24 protein-coding genes and 1 pseudogene are annotated in these 18,871 nt (G+C 34.6%); 7 read left to right on the top strand and 18 right to left on the bottom strand.

Features of this window, described 5'->3' with window-relative positions:
- Positions 1–4: 4 nt before the first annotated feature.
- Entirely contained in the window at positions 5–202 is a 198-nt protein-coding gene (locus tag NKR20_RS13300) for a hypothetical protein (protein ID WP_121215907.1), read from the bottom strand.
- Between the two features lie 93 nt (positions 203–295).
- Entirely contained in the window at positions 296–1,804 is a 1,509-nt protein-coding gene (locus NKR20_RS13305) for a leucyl aminopeptidase (protein ID WP_121215906.1), read from the bottom strand.
- 132 nt (positions 1,805–1,936) lie between these two features.
- Here NKR20_RS13305 and NKR20_RS13310 point away from each other — a divergent pair, with 132 nt between their 5' ends.
- On the top strand, positions 1,937–2,413 hold the full coding sequence (locus tag NKR20_RS13310) for a divergent PAP2 family protein (protein WP_211330995.1): 477 nt from the start codon (positions 1,937–1,939) through the stop codon (positions 2,411–2,413).
- A gap of 68 nt (positions 2,414–2,481) precedes the next feature.
- On the opposite strand, the gene NKR20_RS13315 is transcribed toward NKR20_RS13310, so the two are convergent.
- The 4 genes from NKR20_RS13315 to NKR20_RS13330 form a co-directional block, all read right to left on the bottom strand.
- Positions 2,482–3,345 (bottom strand): IS3 family transposase, encoded by an 864-nt coding sequence (locus NKR20_RS13315; protein WP_121216063.1) that lies wholly within the window; start codon positions 3,343–3,345, stop codon positions 2,482–2,484.
- A gap of 8 nt (positions 3,346–3,353) precedes the next feature.
- Complete coding sequence (locus tag NKR20_RS13320; RefSeq protein WP_121216062.1) at positions 3,354–3,674, bottom strand: helix-turn-helix domain-containing protein; 321 nt, start codon at positions 3,672–3,674, stop codon at positions 3,354–3,356.
- A 108-nt stretch (positions 3,675–3,782) separates the two neighbouring features.
- Positions 3,783–4,112, bottom strand: coding sequence for a YuiB family protein (locus NKR20_RS13325; RefSeq protein WP_121214224.1), 330 nt, complete (start codon positions 4,110–4,112; stop codon positions 3,783–3,785).
- Between the two features lie 85 nt (positions 4,113–4,197).
- Complete coding sequence (locus tag NKR20_RS13330) at positions 4,198–4,695, bottom strand: NUDIX domain-containing protein (RefSeq protein ID WP_121214225.1); 498 nt, start codon at positions 4,693–4,695, stop codon at positions 4,198–4,200.
- Between the two features lie 222 nt (positions 4,696–4,917).
- On the opposite strand from NKR20_RS13330, the pseudogene NKR20_RS13335 reads away from it, so the two are divergent.
- Both NKR20_RS13335 and NKR20_RS13340 read left to right on the top strand, forming a co-directional pair.
- Positions 4,918–5,837, top strand: a pseudogene (locus tag NKR20_RS13335) (class I SAM-dependent methyltransferase).
- Positions 5,838–5,960: 123 nt separating this feature from the next.
- Complete coding sequence (locus tag NKR20_RS13340; protein ID WP_121214226.1) at positions 5,961–6,575, top strand: phosphatase PAP2 family protein; 615 nt, start codon at positions 5,961–5,963, stop codon at positions 6,573–6,575.
- Between the two features lie 48 nt (positions 6,576–6,623).
- On the opposite strand, the gene NKR20_RS13345 is transcribed toward NKR20_RS13340, so the two are convergent.
- Positions 6,624–6,998: a HesB/IscA family protein gene (locus NKR20_RS13345; protein WP_121214227.1), complete on the bottom strand. Its 375-nt coding sequence runs from the start codon at positions 6,996–6,998 to the stop codon at positions 6,624–6,626.
- A gap of 174 nt (positions 6,999–7,172) precedes the next feature.
- Here NKR20_RS13345 and NKR20_RS13350 point away from each other — a divergent pair, with 174 nt between their 5' ends.
- Positions 7,173–7,877 carry a DUF2225 domain-containing protein gene (locus tag NKR20_RS13350; protein ID WP_121214228.1) on the top strand — a complete coding sequence of 235 codons (705 nt, stop codon included), beginning with the start codon at positions 7,173–7,175 and terminating at the stop codon, positions 7,875–7,877.
- A gap of 63 nt (positions 7,878–7,940) precedes the next feature.
- Here the strand turns inward: NKR20_RS13350 and NKR20_RS13355 are convergent, their stop codons facing one another.
- Positions 7,941–8,177, bottom strand: a complete 237-nt coding sequence (locus tag NKR20_RS13355; protein WP_036186915.1) for a NifU family protein — start codon at positions 8,175–8,177, stop codon at positions 7,941–7,943.
- A gap of 83 nt (positions 8,178–8,260) precedes the next feature.
- On the opposite strand from NKR20_RS13355, the gene NKR20_RS13360 reads away from it, so the two are divergent.
- On the top strand, positions 8,261–8,590 hold the full coding sequence (locus NKR20_RS13360; protein ID WP_121214229.1) for a YuzD family protein: 330 nt from the start codon (positions 8,261–8,263) through the stop codon (positions 8,588–8,590).
- 84 nt (positions 8,591–8,674) lie between these two features.
- Here NKR20_RS13360 and NKR20_RS13365 read toward each other — a convergent pair whose 3' ends face one another.
- Positions 8,675–9,745, bottom strand: coding sequence for an NAD(P)/FAD-dependent oxidoreductase (locus NKR20_RS13365; RefSeq protein ID WP_121214230.1), 1,071 nt, complete (start codon positions 9,743–9,745; stop codon positions 8,675–8,677).
- Between the two features lie 196 nt (positions 9,746–9,941).
- On the opposite strand from NKR20_RS13365, the gene NKR20_RS13370 reads away from it, so the two are divergent.
- Positions 9,942–10,178: a YuzB family protein gene (locus tag NKR20_RS13370; RefSeq protein ID WP_121214231.1), complete on the top strand. Its 237-nt coding sequence runs from the start codon at positions 9,942–9,944 to the stop codon at positions 10,176–10,178.
- Between the two features lie 17 nt (positions 10,179–10,195).
- Here NKR20_RS13370 and NKR20_RS13375 read toward each other — a convergent pair whose 3' ends face one another.
- Together NKR20_RS13375 and NKR20_RS13380 are read right to left on the bottom strand one after the other, a co-directional pair.
- Positions 10,196–10,984 (bottom strand): TIGR01457 family HAD-type hydrolase, encoded by a 789-nt coding sequence (locus NKR20_RS13375; protein ID WP_121214232.1) that lies wholly within the window; start codon positions 10,982–10,984, stop codon positions 10,196–10,198.
- The gene (locus NKR20_RS13380; RefSeq protein ID WP_121214233.1) at positions 10,984–11,433 is read right to left on the bottom strand and encodes a DUF86 domain-containing protein; all 450 of its coding nucleotides are present in this window, start codon (positions 11,431–11,433) and stop codon (positions 10,984–10,986) included. Before NKR20_RS13380 ends, NKR20_RS13375 begins: the two co-directional genes overlap by 1 nt.
- A gap of 93 nt (positions 11,434–11,526) precedes the next feature.
- Between NKR20_RS13380 and NKR20_RS13385 the strand changes: the two genes are divergently transcribed.
- Positions 11,527–11,793: a DUF3055 domain-containing protein gene (locus NKR20_RS13385; RefSeq protein ID WP_121214234.1), complete on the top strand. Its 267-nt coding sequence runs from the start codon at positions 11,527–11,529 to the stop codon at positions 11,791–11,793.
- Positions 11,794–12,102: 309 nt separating this feature from the next.
- On the opposite strand, the gene NKR20_RS13390 is transcribed toward NKR20_RS13385, so the two are convergent.
- The 7 genes from NKR20_RS13390 to NKR20_RS13420 all read right to left on the bottom strand — a co-directional run bounded on the left by NKR20_RS13390 (position 12,103) and on the right by NKR20_RS13420 (position 18,603).
- Positions 12,103–12,441 carry a YutD family protein gene (locus NKR20_RS13390; protein WP_121214235.1) on the bottom strand — a complete coding sequence of 113 codons (339 nt, stop codon included), beginning with the start codon at positions 12,439–12,441 and terminating at the stop codon, positions 12,103–12,105.
- Between the two features lie 36 nt (positions 12,442–12,477).
- Positions 12,478–13,395, bottom strand: a complete 918-nt coding sequence (gene lipA / locus NKR20_RS13395; protein WP_121214236.1) for a lipoyl synthase — start codon at positions 13,393–13,395, stop codon at positions 12,478–12,480.
- 136 nt (positions 13,396–13,531) lie between these two features.
- Positions 13,532–14,284: a sporulation protein YunB gene (gene yunB / locus NKR20_RS13400; protein ID WP_121214284.1), complete on the bottom strand. Its 753-nt coding sequence runs from the start codon at positions 14,282–14,284 to the stop codon at positions 13,532–13,534.
- A gap of 68 nt (positions 14,285–14,352) precedes the next feature.
- Positions 14,353–15,456 (bottom strand): HD-GYP domain-containing protein, encoded by a 1,104-nt coding sequence (locus NKR20_RS13405; protein WP_121214237.1) that lies wholly within the window; start codon positions 15,454–15,456, stop codon positions 14,353–14,355.
- Between the two features lie 86 nt (positions 15,457–15,542).
- Positions 15,543–16,904 carry a bifunctional metallophosphatase/5'-nucleotidase gene (locus tag NKR20_RS13410; protein ID WP_121214285.1) on the bottom strand — a complete coding sequence of 454 codons (1,362 nt, stop codon included), beginning with the start codon at positions 16,902–16,904 and terminating at the stop codon, positions 15,543–15,545.
- A gap of 14 nt (positions 16,905–16,918) precedes the next feature.
- Complete coding sequence (locus NKR20_RS13415; RefSeq protein WP_121214238.1) at positions 16,919–17,746, bottom strand: sulfite exporter TauE/SafE family protein; 828 nt, start codon at positions 17,744–17,746, stop codon at positions 16,919–16,921.
- The gene (locus tag NKR20_RS13420) at positions 17,746–18,603 is read right to left on the bottom strand and encodes a DUF72 domain-containing protein (RefSeq protein ID WP_121214239.1); all 858 of its coding nucleotides are present in this window, start codon (positions 18,601–18,603) and stop codon (positions 17,746–17,748) included. The genes NKR20_RS13415 and NKR20_RS13420 overlap by 1 nt, the downstream gene beginning before the upstream one ends.
- Positions 18,604–18,871: the final 268 nt, after the last annotated feature.

Below are 18,871 nucleotides of genomic sequence, written 5' to 3' on the forward strand. Positions count from 1 at the left end.
TTTTTTAGTATCTTCTATAAGGTCCACGTCTGCGAGGATAATGATATCTTGGATAATAATATGGATAAGGTTGATAATAATACGGGTAACGATTTGGATAAAACGCGTTTCCTAAAAGTCCACCTAAAAATCCTCCAATAAATGGATACCCAAATGCACCAAAACCGCCATACCCACCATATCCTCCATAATAATTAACCATGTTTAACCTCCTTTTCTTATGTAACATATGAAAGAAAAGGAATGTTATCTAGGTAAAACGCCTAGAAATGTTATCACTAATATAGAAGTCCAATTATTGTACTGCTTCACCTAATCGTTCGACAAACGTAGCTAACGTTCTTACCATAACCCCAGTACCACCTTTTGGACCTAAATCATGGGCTTGATTTGCGTCGGATGTACCTGCAATGTCTAAATGGATCCAAGGAATATTCTCAATGAATTCACCGACAAATCCTCCACCAAAAATCATATGACCGTCCCTACCTGGGGAATTATTTAAGTCGGCAACATCTGATTTTCGGATACGCTTTTTATCATTTTCCGTTAAAGGCATGCCCCAAACAAATTCCCCTGTTTCAATACTTGCCTCAATGAAGGCATCGAAAAATGCTTCATTGTTTGTCAGTGCACCTGTTTTATCAAATCCTAGTGCTGTAATAACACCACCAGTTAAAGTTGCTACATCAATTAAAGAACTTGCCCCTTGTTGCTGAGCATACGTTACAGCATCAGCTAATACGAGACGACCTTCTGCATCTGTATTTAATACTTCAACGGTTTTACCACTATATGTTGTGATGACATCATCTGGTTTAAAGGCTTCACCTGAAATCATATTGTCTGTTGAACCGATTACAGCAACAACATTTTTGTTTGGTCGAATTTCACCAATAATTTTCATAGCCCCTAGAACTGCTGCGGCACCACCCATATCACCTTTCATGCCTACCATACCTGTTTTTGGTTTAATAGAGTAGCCACCCGTATCGTAAGTGACACCTTTCCCTACTAACCCTATGACACCTTCCCATTTTTCCGTTGCTTGATATTTTAATGTAATCAGACGTGGCTCTTCTTTCGATCCTTTATTAACACTTAAAATTCCGCCCATTCCCAGCTCTTCTAATTGGGCTTTATCTAATATTTCCACTTCAAAATCATATTGCTTTGCTAACTTTTCTGCATAATTGGCAAGTTCCGTAGCCGTTAATAGATTAGGTGGTAAGTTTACTAAATTACGTGCCTCATTTACAGCATCCGCATAAATTTTCCCAACTTCAAAACTTGCAGCAATTTCATCAATATCAGCTTCAGTTACAAAGTGTACTGCATCCATATACAAATCAATTTCATTAGATGTTGTTTTATAATTTGGTATTTGATAGAAACCTAAGCGCGCACCTTCTGCAAAGAGATATGCAATATCGTTCTCATCAATAGGGCTTGCAGTAAATGATTCAAGCCAAATTGTGAATTCACATGCTTTTAAATTTCTAAGTTCTTTTCCAACTAAGCCAAATGTTTCACGTAGCTGGTTTTCAGTTAACGTTTTTGTGTCTCCTAAACCGACAAATAGCACTCTTTTTAATTTCTTGTTCGAACCGATATAAGGAATTTTCGTCATCTTTTTACGGTCTGTATTAATATCACCTGAACGAATCCATTCTTCTAAACTTTCTCCATAGAATGAAACGAACTTACTCCATCCACTAATGTGATCACAATTTTTTTGGACACCTACAATTAATAATTCAGTGTTTACTTGTTCAAATGTTTTTGCTTCTTTTACGATTTTCAACGTAATCCCTCCAATATGAATATTATAGTCGAAAACATGAAAATTTCGTATTATTAACGCTGTATTCATTGATTTAGTCGTTATCGGTTATGCTATACTTGATATAGAAAAAGAAAGGTAGGGATGATTATTTTGGCACTTTTTCAAAATACACCACTAATTTTATCTATCTTCTCTATTTTATTTGCACAATTTGTTAAAGTCCCAATTCATTTTTTAGTTTCAAAAAAACTAGATTGGTCTTTATTAACCTCAACTGGAGGAATGCCAAGTTCTCACTCGGCAGCTGTAACAAGTTTAGCAACTGCAGTCGGATTTGAAACCGGACTGAATTCCCCTACCTTCGCAATTGCCGCTATGTTTGCTGGAATTGTTATGTACGATGCAAGCGGAGTGCGTTACCAAGCCGGCCAACACGCTGCCATCATAAACCGTATGCGAAACGAACTGGCTTTGTTTTTCCGTGAAGTAAAACATTGGCCAGAAAAAGATGAAAATGAAAAAATACAAGAACTAAAAACCCTACTCGGTCATAAACCAAGCGAAGTATTAACAGGTGCTTTAACGGGTATACTTATTTCTGTTATTTTTTATAGTGTGATTCTTTAATTGTAAAATAAAAAAGGAGACGTCTCAAAATGGACTTACCCCAGTCAAGTAGACAGCTTTAAAAGAGACTAAGCAGCCATCTGGTGTCGATATTCTATCGGTGCCAGGTGGTTGAGTCGTTTTTGGAAGCGTTGGTAGTTATAAAAGTAAATGTATTCCTCCACAGCCTGTCTCACTTCATCTGCTGAATGATCATGTAATAAATACAAACACTCACTTTTAAAGTGCGAGAAGAATGACTCGATACATGCGTTATCATGGCAGTTTCCCTTGCGAGAATGACTACCAATCATGCCAAGTTGTTCAACTGTCTGATGATATTTAATGGATGTGTATTGGAAGCCTTGATCTGAGTGAATAATGCTTCGATACACATTTCTTTTTGCCGTCAATTCCTGTAGCGTATCCATCACTAATTCTAAATCGTTACGTTCGCTAATCTTCCAAGCGACAATTTCGTTGTTATATAAATCTTGCACAGCCGATAAGTAGAGGAATCCACTTTTCGTTGGTAAATATGTGATATCAGTGACGAATACTTCATTTTCTGTTCGCTCGTTAAATTGGCGCTTTAGTACATTATCAAATACACGTGACATCTGATTTTTCCATACACGACGCTTTTTACGGATAATCGAGTGAATGCCGAGTTCACACATTAATCGATAAACTTTCTTATGATTCACATGGAATCCTTTCTCCCGTAAAGCAATTTTCATGCGTGGATAACCATACATTTTATATTTCTGATGAATCGATAAAATGTGTTCCTTTAACACGATATCAGCTTGTTTACGGGATGATGTCTTACCGTTTTTAATCCACTTATAATAGCCTGAACGTTCTACTTTTGCCATTTCAGTCAGCCACGTAATAGGATAGCGATCTTTCATTTCCTCTATAATTTGATAACGATCTGGATAAGTTGGCATTCCTCCATTTACAGATTTGGATACTGCTTTTTTAAATATTCAACCTGAGCTTTATAGTAATCACGTTCTTCTTCTACACTATTAAAGTGAACACGTTTTCCTTTTAAGGGATTCTTCACACCTTTTGCGCCAGATCCTGAAGAAGGTAGGCGGTTAAAAGCTTCAATCGAACCTACTTCTTTATATTTTTGAACCCATCTTTCCACCTGAGTTTTACTTCGGAGGTTAAACTTTTTCGCAGTTGTTACATAGCTATCTTCACTATTTAAGTAAGATAAAACAACTTGTAATTTGAAATCATTTGAATAAGTATTGTTTTTTCTGGACATAGAAAAATCCCCTCTAAATAGACTGTTAGCTACAGATTACCGTAGCCTTTTTTACATTGTCTACTTAAAGGGGATAATATCAAAATGACTTTTCAGACGCCTCCTTTATTAAAACATTCGATAGCCAGCTTTTCTTAAGTAGATCATGACAATACCAGCTACAATCGCTCCTGCAAAACCACCTGTTAAGATTGATATATCAACTACTTTTAGAGCAGCTAATTTATCTAGTAATGCAGGAAATGCTGTTCCAGCCTTAAAAAAATAATCTAAAAAGCTAACTTCATCAATAATAAATACCACAACAACCGGATAAATTATTGCCATTAACCATGTCATTCGAAGTAACATGTTTAGTAAGAAACCGATTCCAAAAAACATAACAAAGAAAAGAACGATTGATATGATTAATTGCACTAATGAAACTGATCCACCCATTTTATGTATAACCTCCATTTATCTCTCATTAGTTTACATGATATAGTAGGAGGTTTCAAATGACGGATTTAGGAATTCTCGACACTTATCGATGGAAGAAAAGTTTATAGGATGAATATTCAAAAACATCTCCTGGATTTATTCCCTCCACCTTACTTAGTTGATGAGAAATTAATTCTTGGCTAGCCATTTCTTTTAGCATGACGGAAACATTCATCTCATTCACAATCTCTTCCAGTGTAATCCACTTTGCATCAAACAATTCCTCTTCTTGTATAATAATCGGTTGATGTTCATCTTGTTGCTTACAACAAAAAATTGCCATATTATCACTGATTTCATTGCGAATAACACCTGTCCGTAAACCAATTAATCCAGTTACTTCAACATCAATCCCTGTTTCTTCTTTGATTTCACGAACAACTGCTTCATCTGCAGTCTCTCCTACATTGACAAAACCCGCTGGCAATGACCAAACTCCTTTTAATCCGCCATATGTCTTGTTTACTACAAGCCATTTTCCTTCACGATTAACAACTACGCCTGCAACCCCAAGCCACACTTTTCCTCTATCTTTATTCATTTCATACCTCCTAGTCTATGTCTTATTCTTCCATTTCAAAAATTAATTACATATGGATTATTTTACAGGAAATTATCCTCCATCCGTATTCCTTTTAGATTACGAGTGAAAATAATTGACAAAAAAAGTTATTTATGCTATATTTTACAATATTAAAATCAGAGTATATAATAAGATTCTCCTGGCCAGGGAATCTTTTTTTTGTTTTGGAGGACTTATACATTGGATCACAACCAATCTAGCATCACTTCTTTAATGACTGCTTTTGGTCGAGCATACCACTTTCTAAATGATACACCGAAAATATATGAAGATTCAGTAGCGATAGATTTAATTACAGACAAGGAATTTAGAGAAATTAGTGACAACCTGATAAAGGCTGTCCATTTACTAAATCCAGATATCGCATCTAAGTACGAGAGACAACCAGCCGAATTAATAAAATGGTTTACCCAAGTTCAACTATCACCAACGACCCTATCACGCTCTGCCTATTGTGATAATGTACTTTTACACGAACTGACACTTGGTGTAGAACAATATGTTATTTTAGGTGCAGGCTTAGACACTTTTGGTTTAAGACACCCAGAATTAAATAAGCATCTACAAATATTTGAGATCGATCATCCGGCAACGCAACAATTTAAACAGACTCGAATAGAAAATGCTAATTACACAGTCCCAGACAACCTACATTTTGTTTCGATGGATTTCACAAAACGCTTCGATACGCAAAGTTTACTAGACTGTGGATTTTTAACAGGGAAAAAACATTCTTTAGTTTACTAGGTGTATCCTATTATTTAACGAAAGATGAACTAGCCGAAATGTTGAAAGAATTATTTAGCATCGTTCCACCAGGTAGCTCAATTGTAATGGATTATGGAGATAATGAAATGTTTAAGATAAATGGATTATATAATCGTGTCCAGAGTATGGTCCAAATCGCAGCTATTAATGGAGAACCAATGAAATCCTGCTTTACTTATAAAGAAATAGAACAATTTCTTGAAGGCTGCGGACTACTTATTTACGAACATTTATCGCCATCCCTTATTCATGAACAATACTTTAAAAACCGTTTAGATTATTTGAGTGCATTTGAAACGATTCACTTTCTTCATGCTGTGAAAAAATATTGAAGTTCTTTGCGGTCTACGAATGTAGGCCGCTACTCTAATTTATTAATACATAATCTTATCACGCTATTCTAATAATAATTTTGAAGAAACGTTCTACAATAGAATTAATCTTGAGGAGTAAACATGGACAAATGGCCCTATATAATCGCAATCATCACATTCATTGGATTTTGTATATTATGGCTTACCTATGATACATCCGTGATAGAAGCATTCGATAAAAACGCTTCGAATTTATTATACGGACTTGACTTTATAACACTGTTTCATTATTTAGGCGAAACAAAAGTAATATTCTTTATTTCTTTGATTTTATTAATTTTCATTGGGGTCCGATTAAAAGATTTAAAATTAATGCTTTTTGTTTTTCTAACGGTTGGTTTAGGCTATGGATTATATCAATTTTTAAAACATTTAATCGAACGACCTCGTCCGGAGATTCCAGATCAATTTTCAACCTATAGCTTTCCCTCTGGCCATGCAGTACATGGATTGTTGTATTTATTAACAATAGCTTATGTCATTTCTAAAATGGTTATCTCGAAAAAAGCTTCCCAATTCATCTGGGGCATTGCTATTATTTTATTACTTTTAATTGGTACATCACGTATTACAGAAGGACGACATTATGCATCGGATGTTTTAGCAGGATGGATGCTTGGCTATAGCTGGTTTATGCTTTGTGTTTGGTGGTACGAAACAAGAAATCGTAAAAAAGTGAACAAGAAAACGCATTGAGTGCTTGATATTCTCAATGCGTTTTTTATATTTTGATAAAAATCTACCCTACTCACAAACTTCAGGCGTACCTTCTACTTTAGCCGTTCTAAAGGACGTTCCACAACCACATGATGCGATGGCGTTTGGATTGTCGATGGTGAAACCTCCGCCCATTAGTGATTGCTTATAGTCAATTTTTGTTCCCATTAAAATTGGTGCATCTTCACGGGAAACAAGAATTTTAATTCCATGCTGTTCATCAGAAAAATCATCTTCGTTTTGGTTACGATCAAAATTCATACCATAAGAAAGCCCACTACAGCCACCACCATGCACTGCAACACGTAAAAAAGCACCATCTTCTTCATTGTGTTGTTGCATTTCTTTTACACGAAAAGCAGCAGCTTCTGTTAATTCAATTACCTTTTTCTCACTTGTCATCCCATTCACCTTCCTTCTTCTTATTATATGATATCAAGCAGATTTCTAAAGGTAAAGTTTTCGGCTTGTATCGAGTCATTTAACTTTTTACGGTAATGATAACTTAAATTACATTTTTTCACAAAATACTGTTATAATCGGAGTAAACCAAATTACCTAGAGAGGTATGATACTATGGAAGTATCCCCATTTTATGAAAAGAAAATTGATTGTATTTATTGTAAAAAGACATTTCCAACGTTAAAAATTCGTACAAAAGCCATAAAAGTTGAACATACGGATACTGATTTTTGCCCAACGTATGCTGAGTCTGCTGTTAACGCATTATATTATAATGTTTTTGTCTGTGAACATTGCGGCTTTTCATTTACCGAAGACTTTACAAAATATTTTGCACCTGGCGTACGTGAAACAATCCAAGAAGAAATTACAAATAAGTGGATATCACGTAACTTCGGCGCTGAACGAACAATCTTTCAAGCCCTCGAAGCTTATAAATTGGCTTACATTTGCGGAGTATATAAGAAAGAAAAATCCGTTACAGTAGCTGGACTTGCACTGCGTATCGCTTGGTTATATCGTTCCTTGAAAAATGAAGGACAAGAACAACGATTTATGAAAATGGCAAGAGATCAATATTTAACTTCTTTTTCTACGGAAGATTATGCGAGTACCCAGATGTCCGGAGTTCGTGTTATGTATATGATTGCAGAACTTTCTCGAAGAATTAATGATTTGGATACTTCTACCCGTTTCTTCTCAAAAGTAATCGAAAGCCAACGTACTGGTGGAGAAGCAAAACTTGTTGATATGGCCAAAGAACAATGGCAAATTGTGAAAAAAGATCGTGAAATATCACGTGAAATTGCATCGAAGTAAAATGATTGTATTGAAAAGGCTGTGCAGAAAAATTTCTGCACAGCCTCCTTATTATTCTATAAATTAGAATACTTGTTCAACTTCAATAATACCTGGTACTTCTTCTAATAATGCACGCTCGATACCAGCTTTTAATGTAATTGTAGAACTTGGGCAGCTTCCACATGCACCTAATAGACGTAAGCGAACGATACCGTCTTCAACATCCACTAACTCACAGTCCCCACCATCGCGAAGTAGGAATGGGCGTAATTTATCTAAAACTTCTTGCACTTGTTGTTTTTGTTCTAATTCTGTCATTTCTCTCGACTCCTTTCATTAAAATTATTATAATGTGAAGAAACGAAAAAATCCATCATTCCGTTATGAAAGGTTGTTAATCTATGAATGAAAATAATACCATAATAGAAGTTTTTGGAGCGGATATCATTTGTGCAAGCTGTGTCAATGCACCATCATCAAAAGATACATACGAATGGTTACAAGCAGCTATTAGCCGTAAATATCCAAACCAACCATTCACAATTCGTTACGTGGATATCGAGCAACCATCCGAAAACGAACGAGACAAAGAATGGGCAGAACGAATTCAAAACGATGAATTTTTCTATCCTCTTGTACTAATTAATGATGAAGTGGTTGGTGAAGGGTATATTCAAATTCAACCGATCTTCTCCACATTAGAAAAATTAGGTTTTCAACCAAGTGAATAATAGTTAATCATTGAAAAAGCAGCATCATTTTTTAGATGCTGCTTTTTATATTTTGTTGCAAAAAACGTTCTTTATTACAGCCAATTAGTGTTCATTTTGGCGTTTATACATCCAAAGTAATCCTGATTTCATTAAACGTGCAATACGCCCTGTAACTGTTGTATCTGCTAAGTAAACAAAGCCTTGTTTTTTACCTAATGAACCCATAAAGCCTTTTAATTTAATTTCAGGCATTTTTTCTGGTAGTGGTTCATTATTCCAACGATGTCTTAATACTTTTACTACACGTTCTGCTTGTTCCTCGGCTAATTGTGCACTTGCTGGTAAGTCAGAAGATGCACAATCCCCAATCACATAAACATGTTCATCAGCAGTTAGTTGGAAATATTGATTCACAAGAGGACGTCCTCTTCTATCTTTTTCTGCATCCATTTCACGAACAATTTTTACAGGTTGAACACCTGCTGTCCAAACAATTGCATCTACATCAATTACTTCATCATGATTATAAAGTTGAGTTGCTTCAACTTTTGTAATATTTGAGTTTGCAATTACTTCAACATCATGTTTAATAAACCATTCTTTAACATAATTACTTAGTTTCTCAGGGAAATCACGTAAAATACGATTAGAGCGGTCAAACAATTTAATTTTTAAATCTTTACGACTTTCACGTAATTCACTTGCAAGTTCGATACCACTTAATCCAGCTCCAACAATCCCAACTGTTGATCCTGGTGGTAAACCACATAACTTTTCAAATGTTGTACGTGATTTTGCAATTGTTTGAATGCTATAAGTATTCTCTTCAGCACCTGGAACACCATGATAATTATCTTCACAGCCTAAACCAATTACTAAATCATCATAAGGTACAACTTGCCCGTCCTCTAAAATAACAGTTTTTTCTTTTAAATCAACTTTTGTAATTTCACCATAAACTGTTTTTAATCTTGGATGTTCTGGGAAACTTACTCTAATTTCTTTATCAGTAGATGTGCCCGCTGCTAATGCATAAAATTCTGTTTTTAAACTGTGGAAAGGCGTTCGATCCACTAATGTGATAACAGTGTCTTCTGGAAAGTTATTAGGCAATAAACGAAGTAATACTCGCATATTCCCATAACCGCCACCTAGTAATACTAGTTTTCTCATAAAATACTCCCCTACATTCTAATCAACTTTGCCTGTCGCAAAATCGTTCACAATTTATACATAAAGAGTATATCTTATTGTGATACTTTTCACAATATCTTTTCTTATTTTTTTGTGAATAATTTCACAAAAATATTCTATTCGTTGACGAATTAACAAAAAGCTAGTAGCATGTCATTTAGTGAGGTGACCAAGCGTGAATCCATTAGTTGAATTTTGCATTAGTAGTCTAGCGAATGGTGCACAAGAAACTTATGAAATCTTAGAAAAAGATCCAAACATTGATGTTTTAGAATATGGTTGCTTAAGTTACTGTACAACATGTGATCGCTCTTTATACGCTCTTGTAAATGGTGATGTTGTCGAAGCTGACACGCCAGAAGAGCTTACAAAAAAGATTTATCAATATATTGAGGATAACCCACTTTTCTAAAAAAAATCCGTGCACAATCAATTTTGTGCGCGGATTTTTAATATTAAATCATCTAAATTTTCAACACAATATGTAGGTTGAAGTTCCTTTTTTAAAACCTGGTCAGTACTCGTTACTCCAGTATTTACATGAATGGTGTCGCATCCAAAGCGAATACCACAAAGAATATCTGTGTCATAATTGTCACCAATCATCACCATTTCATCTTTACGATAACCATACTCGTCCTGAATAACTTGCAACATAACAGGTGATGGTTTCCCGATAAACACTGGTTCTACTGAAGCAACATTTGCAACTAGACGAACAAAAGAACCATTTCCCGGTAAGAATCCCATCTCAGAAGGAAATTTCATATCCTCATTAGTCCCAATTAATTGGGCTCCATTTTGTACAGCAACAGCAGCTTTCGATAATTTCATATAGTCAATTGTGCGATCGATTCCCATGACAACTACTTCAGGATTTAATTCTTCTACATTGATTTCAAATCCCTCTTCTTTCATTGCATGAAATAACCCATCGGAACCAATCACATGAATTTTCGCATCATGATAATGTTGTTTGACATACTTAGCTGTAGCTAATGCGCTTGAATAAATTCTTTCTTCTGGCACATCAAGACCAAATTTATCCAATGCCTTTTGCAACTGGCTAGGTGTTTTAGAAGAGTTATTTGTTACTAAAAAATAGTCTATATTGTTATGTTGTAGTTCCTGGATGAATCGAATGGCTGACTCGATTCCTTCAGTTCCTCGATATACCGTTCCATCTAAATCAAAACAGTATGCCCTATATTGATTCATTAGTCATTCTCCGGTAAAAAGGCAGATACTGGTCCTAACTCATTTTCTAAATAATTTCTTACAAGGTCTGGGAACTTTTTAATCGTAGGAAGACTATTTGTAAGTACTTGTAACACTTCTTCATTGTTTACTTGCACAAATTCTCGAACTAGCATTTTACGTAAACCAACTACATCTTTCATTGGTTTTTCCATTTCTGCTTCGATTACTTTTTCATCGATTAAGATATCTATAATATCATCATAACTACCTGGATCACGCATGATGAAACCGTCAATAATTAAATTCCCTACATCCATCATTGCTTCAATTACATTATGTCCAATGCGTTGTAAAGCTAAATTTGAAATTTCATCTGCTAACCAATTATGATCACCTTCAAAAATTGTTAGTAGTTCTTCTAAGTGTTTTAATGTAACCGTAATTTTATTTCGATCTACAAAGTACATGCTTAAGATCCTCCATTCAAATCTAAAAAGGTTGATAGTCGTTTCCTATCTATAGTAACATATTATGAGGAATTGGAAGGAGAACAAAACAAAATGGAACGTTTTTTCTTATACGATGATATAGAAGATACAAAAACGAGATTCGTAAGTTTTACTGGTAATCACTTGCGCTATGATTTAGCAATTATGCAATCAACACGTTTTTTTGGTAAAGTACTAGTCTTAGATATGCAATTTGGTCGCTTTGCGATTATTGGACCAGATGATTTAGAAGAACCTGGTTATTTAGAATATGTATTTAATAAAACAGAAGAAGAAGCAACAGATCTAAGAGAGTATTTAACTGAGTTGTTGGGGTAAGTTCACCGAATTATAGATAAGAAAAAAAACGAGCTGTTACAAACCAAAAAACCACCATTTCCATAATTGAATGGTGGTTTTTTGATACGAAGGACGTTGATTTCCATTCCGTGTGGACGCTTTCCGCGGGCATGGCCTCAACTAATTTTTGCCGACTTTGGCCGGCAAAAATGGATTTTCGGCTCATGCTATTCCCGCAGGAGTCTGCCACACTACATTCCAATCAACTTTTTTCTGAAAAGTAGATTTTCAACACTAATAATTTACTATATCTTTTGAAAACCACTTTTGTCCCAAGCTCATTTTACTTTAATTCTGCTCTACTTCTATTGTACTTTCCTCAACACTTGCTGTCGCTTCCACTTGTTTTGGAGCCTTCCCGATTTTCTTAACGATAAAATAAGCACAGCCAAAATTACAGTATTCAAACAAATAGTCTTCAAAAGTACTTATTTTCGTATCAAACGTTGCTTTTTGATTTCTATCGTCGAAAAACCCTTTTAAACGGAGCTGACCATAACCCCAATCCCCAACGATATAGTCATATTTCGTTAAAATATCGGAGAATCGTGCAATAAATGCTTCCTCTTGAAAACCATCTCGGACGTTTTCAACAATTTCGTATGCATACCCCTCCGCAATTATCATGGAAAAATTCCCCCAATCTACATCAAACCTATTCCATTATTTCATCTCTGCTTCAAGCTGTCTTGTTTTTGTTGCTTCATTTACTTGTTCATCCGCATGATAACTACTACGTACAAGTGGGCCAGCTTCACAATGTTTAAACCCTTTGCTCATTGCAATCTTACGTAGTTTGCCAAATTCTAAAGGAGAGTAATATTTTTTTACTGGTAAATGTTTCTTTGTTGGCTGTAAATATTGGCCTATTGTCATAATATCTACGTTGTTTGCACGCAAATCGTCCATTACTTCTAAGATTTCATCCCATTCCTCACCTAAGCCAATCATTAATGAAGATTTTGTAGGGATTTCTGGTTGCATTTCTTTTGCACGTCTTAAAAATTCTAATGAACGGTCATATTTTGCTCGAGCTCGAACTCTTGGTGTTAAGCGACGAACCGTTTCGATATTATGGTTTAAAATATCTGGTTTTGCATCCATTAACATTTTTAAATTTTCCTCTACTCCACCTAAATCCGATGGTAGTACTTCAATAGATGTTTGAGGAGATCGACGACGAATCGCTTTAACCGTTTCTGCTAATACTCCAGCTCCACCGTCTTTTAAATCATCACGTGCTACCATTGTAATAACAACGTGTTTTAAATTCATGATCTCAACAGATTCTGCTACTCGTTCTGGTTCAGCTAAATCTAATTCATTTGGCAAGCCTGTTTTTACTGCACAAAAACGACATGCGCGTGTACAAACTGCACCAAGAATCATCATTGTAGCAGTTCTTCTTTCGCCCCAACATTCATGAATATTTGGACATCTTGCTTCCTCACATACTGTATGCAAGTTTTTTTCACGCATTAATTTTTTTAAACCTTTATATTCATCGTTTGTATTTAATTTTATTTTTAACCATTCGGGTTTTCGTAAGATTTCTTTTTCATTTGTAGGTTTACTAGTCATACTCATTCAGCCCCAATCATTTATTCGAAAAACTCGTGATTAATATTTTCATAAGTAGTACAAAAATATAACTTTACTGATGTCAATGTAACATATTCCTACAAATGAAAACAACTAACTTTCTTTATTTGATTACTTATTCTAGTGGAACTGGTACCTCTATCGATGGCTGGGCTCCATCTCCACCGTTTGTATAAATATGCGGTACTTGACCTCGAACTAATCCGATTGCTACAGGAATCGTTTGTTCAACAGACGATTGCTTACTAGCAAAAGGAATTATTATTTGGACATTCACTTTAATATGGATATTTACTTCTACTAATGCATTATTAATTCCAAACTCTTTAAAGGATGTTGCTACATCACTTGCTACATTTCCAATAATATGAAAACGTATGGGCACTCTAGGACCTAAATTACCCAATAAAGGTAAATTCAAAGCTTGGGCAATGGGTACGAAAAATACAATCCCATCACCTTTTTGAATTTCACTTATATCATATTCTACATTTTCTAAATCTGGTAATTGCGTTAAATCCCCTTGTTCAGCAAGTTGTAAATGCTCTTTCACAAGAGTAACAGTTTCTGCCCGAACTTTATTAATAATTTCCGTATTGAAACGGGTTGTAAGCATATAATCAGACTCAGACGGTAAATCTTCAATAATTTCATTGACGTCTAAAACAGTAGACGTTCTAGCATTAATTGCTTTACTTACTACGTGTGATGCAATTTTAAATGTCTGTACTTCTGCATATTGTAAATATGTCGGCATTAAACGGGCATTTAATGTATATAAAAATATAATGACCGCCACGACGAAACTAATGATAAAAAGTGCAAACCGGTTGGCCTTTCTTCGCCGTTTTGTGTAATAAAACTTCATCCTTCTTCTTGGTTGACGAGAAAACAAAACATCTCCCCCTGCTCCACTTTATGAACAGGGGGAGATTTCTATTCGATATTCACAATATAATCTGTCTCTACTTTTTCTATGAAAACATTAGTCTCTACAGCTAAACTAATTAAATACGTTGATTTTAATAACTTATTATTCTCTTCAAAAATCCGCACATGTGGTAATGCAGAGTTTTCAGAGTTTTGTTTTGCCACAACGCCTCGTCTACCATCAGACAGTAATACAATCGTACCATTTGGGTAATGAACAATACACCGTTTTAATGCTTCTACCACCCGCGAATCAAACAATGTTCCATTTGCTGAATCAATTATTTTAATCCCTTGGTGTGGTAACATTTTCTTTCGATATACTCGATTTGATGTGACTGCATCGAATACATCCGCAACAGCGATAATTTTAGCATATGGATGTATTTCATCATTTACTAGTCCTCTAGGGTATCCACTTCCGTCTAGTCGCTCATGATGCTGAAACGCGCAATGGGCAACGAGTAAAGATACTGTATGTAAATTTCGTAAAATATCAAAACCGAATCGTGCGTGCTTTTTCATTGTTTCATATTCTTCATCAGTTAGTTTACTAGGCTTTAATAAAATTTCAGTTGGGATAGCCATTTTGCCAACATCATGTAACAATGCGCCCATCCCGATTGTTTTTAAATCCCCATAAGTATAGCCTAGTTCCTTGGCAATCGCTAAAGAATATAGCGTTACTTGAAAAGAATGTTGATAAATATATTCATCGTAAATAAGTGTATCTGTTAAGATTGTTAATAAGTCTTCATCTTTTGTTACACTATTTAATAAATCATCTACAAGGTTTCCAATAACTTTGGATTGCTGATCTAAAATTATTGATGCTGAATAACTATTGAGTCCTTTTACTTTATCGAATGATTCTGTAATTTGTTTTACAGCTTTCATTCTCTTTGCATGTGAGACAGTTTCCTCAATCTCTATTCCATTTGAAATTTCATCCTCAATGTATAAATATTGAATACCAAGTTGTTTTAGTCGTTCAATAATACTATCTGACACAACGACATTTTTCTGTAATAGAGGATGCCCTGCTTCATTCCAAATTGTTCTACCAATAACCATACCTGTTGTAAGCACATTGATGGATATAAGACGCATTGGCTTTTTCCCTCGTTTCTATCTCTATTAAGAGTAAAATTAAAGCAACGTTAAAATTTATTATTAATTTCATCAATTCATGACGATTACATCTTATTTTTAACAAATCCTACCAGTATATCCCGTAAAAACATTGGTAAATAGTAATGTTTTTTTGCATATTTAAAGTTCGGGAAAAAGTAACCAAATGTAAACATATCTAAAGTTGCAAGTTTATATTGCTGATTTAAATCGGCTATTTTACCATTTATCATCAATTCACGATTTTCATTCATTTTAAATTGATATGTGAGCATTTTTCCAAAAATTGTCCCTCTAAAGCCAAGCCCCTTTAACTCTAATAGTGGCCATTCCTCATTTTGTGCTTGTAAGTAGACTTCTTTTAGTTCATTTCCCGACAGCTCAATCACACACACATTAATTGGGTGAGGTAAAATTCTATGGATATCATAGTTCGTAATGGTCCCTTTTTTCAAATGGTCTAAAAAGATTCCCGCATTAAACATTGTACAATCTGCTTGTGTAAAATCTAACATCGCCTCTGCAAAAAGCTTCGATAGTGCTGAATAGTGGAACCATTCTTTATTATAAAATTTCGTCGTTTCAAAAACAGGTGTTTTTAATAATTGCTTACCTTGCTCAGCAAGCTTCGTGATAAGGTCTCCTTCTCCATTGACTTCAGGAAGCATCGCATTTTCTATAGCAATTTCTTTTTTTTGAATCACTTTCCGAGTGGTATGATCAAATTGTAATGATAAATGCCCTGTATATAAACCAAATTTTCCACAACCTGTTAATAATACATTATTAATGACTTTCCCTTGCTCGAATAAATGATGGGTATGCGCTCCAAAGATAACATCGATAGAAGGGCAAAGATTTGCTAATAGTTCATCTTCTGTGATGCCTAAATGGGACAAACAAAGGATTATATCTACTTCATCTTTTATTTCATTTACTACTTCAATAATTTTCTCTTTCGGATCAACCACATGCCAATTCAATGCTTTATAAAATGCTTCAAAAATAGCAGTTGCCCCAACAACCCCAATTTTTGTACCATACTTTGTTTGTAAAATCGTATATGGCTTTAACCATTTCGGTTGTTCTCCCTCAATTGGTTTTAAATTGGCCACGACTACATCAAAGTCAGCATCATTGTATAGGTTATATAAATCATCAAAAGACAAGGTAATCCCTTCATTATTACCGATTGTTACCACATCATATTGTGCTTCATTTAATAATTTTACATTGCCTTTTCCAACTGTAGCTTCTGTATAAATATTTGATCGATCTAGGTGATCACCAATATCAAAAAGGAAACTTGGTTCACCTAATTTTGCATACTGTACCCGTTGTTCTTTAATAAAGTGTTGCATACGAACCCAGTACTCAAAATGGCTATGTATATCATTTGTATGAAAAATATGGATGTTCTCAAGCATTTTCACACCATCTCTCACTTATTAAATAATCCTTCTAAAATAGATCTTACACCCATTAAAAACATAACAACTTGTAATAAAATAACAACTGTTTTTGAATTCAATCGTTTATTTAATGCAGCACCTAATTTTGCACCCACATAAGCACCAATGATCACTGGTATTGTATAACCCCATGGTACATTCCCTAAATAGATATGACTTGCAGAGTTAACGAGGGATGTTAAAAATACTAGGAACATCGATGTTGCCACCGCTACGTGAGGTGGGAATAAAAATAATAATACCATTGCTGGAACTATTAATGATCCTCCCCCAATGCCAAATACCCCTGAAATTATCCCAACAAAGAAGGTGAAGATAATTCCAAACCAAATTGGATAACCATATTCATGCTCAATACCATTTTTATCGATAAAATGTCTTTTCATCCCATGATTCACAAACCAATGAATCGGTTTTAATCGATCTCGTACAAGTAATAACGTTGATAAAACAATTAATAAAATACCAAAGTATAAATTAAAAGAAGGTAAATCCAAGTTTTTATTTAAATATGCACCTAACATTGCTCCTGGGATACTACCTATAAAAAAGATAAATCCACTTTTAAAATCAATTTGTTTAGTTTTTACATAAGAAAGCGTTGATGCTAATCCTGTAAAAATCATCATCACCACAGATAATCCCACAACTCTTTGAGGTGTAATATCCGGAAATAATCCTATTTCTAAACCAAAAAATAATGTTGCTGGTATTAATATTACGCCGCCTCCAAGGCCAACCAAAGCCCCAACGATCCCTGAACATAATGCAATAATTGCTAATAATAGTAGTTCCATTAAAATTCCCCTTCAAAAAAATCTAATTGCTTTGGAGAAAGGCCTTCAAAATCTAAATCCAAAATTTCTTGTAATCGTTTAGCGTTTTTGGCTGCGTGATGTCCTGAGTTGTTATTAAAAAGAACATACACTTCCTCACACTGTGTTTCCAATTCTTTAATATTTGCAGCTAATTCATAAAGTTCTTCATTGTTATAATCGTATAAAAAACGAACTTCTCTCCAATTTTCAGTCGATCCTGAATTTCTCCATCCAAATACATTTCTACCATGAATTCGTACAAGCGTCTTATTGGAGGTAGCAACAGGAACAAAAGGAATTGACCCAACACCTGCTTGTGGTTCATCACATACAGAATGAATAAAACCAAGTTCTTCTAAAAAAATCAAGGTTGCTTGTCTTCTATCCTTGCTATACCATGTCTGATTTCGAAACTCGATCGCAATGGGAAAATCATGTAATTGTTGTTTAATATATCGCAAATATTGAACATTTTTCACTGAACATTCAAACCAAGGTGGAAACTGAACTAAGACCATGGCTAACTTGTTTGCCTTCTGAAACGTTTGTGCACATTGTCGAAATGCTTCGAACATATCATTTCGTGTCTCATATGGATTCTCATCGCGTAAATGTCCTGTCATTCCTTGATAAGCCTTTACAATAAATTGAAATGTACTCGGTGTTTCATTTATCCATTTTTCTATACTTTTAACAGAAGGTATCGCATAAAAGGACGTATCCACCTCAACTATCGGAAAATGACCACTATAATCAAATAATCGATCCTGTTTGGCGGCATTTGGACGATAAATCAAAGGATGATCTCCCCATCCGGTAAGTCCAATTTTTATCATATTATTTCACCTATTTTACAATATTTCATTATTCTTCATCTTCATTTATTAATAGTATAAACGAAAAAATTAAAAAGTTCGTTTATGCATGTAACATAAATCGAACTTTTTTATTATTTTCATAACATCAATGAAATTTATTCAATTTAATTTTTGAAAAATGAACTGAATGTAGGGCATTTTTTTTATTTTTGAATACATTACAAGTGAGCGCGTTTGCTATCGATTACACATTTTTCCATTTGGTATTTTCTTGTTTAATCAATTA

The organism is Ureibacillus endophyticus (genome assembly GCF_024159215.1).
Lineage (GTDB): Bacteria > Bacillota > Bacilli > Bacillales_A > Planococcaceae > Ureibacillus > Ureibacillus endophyticus.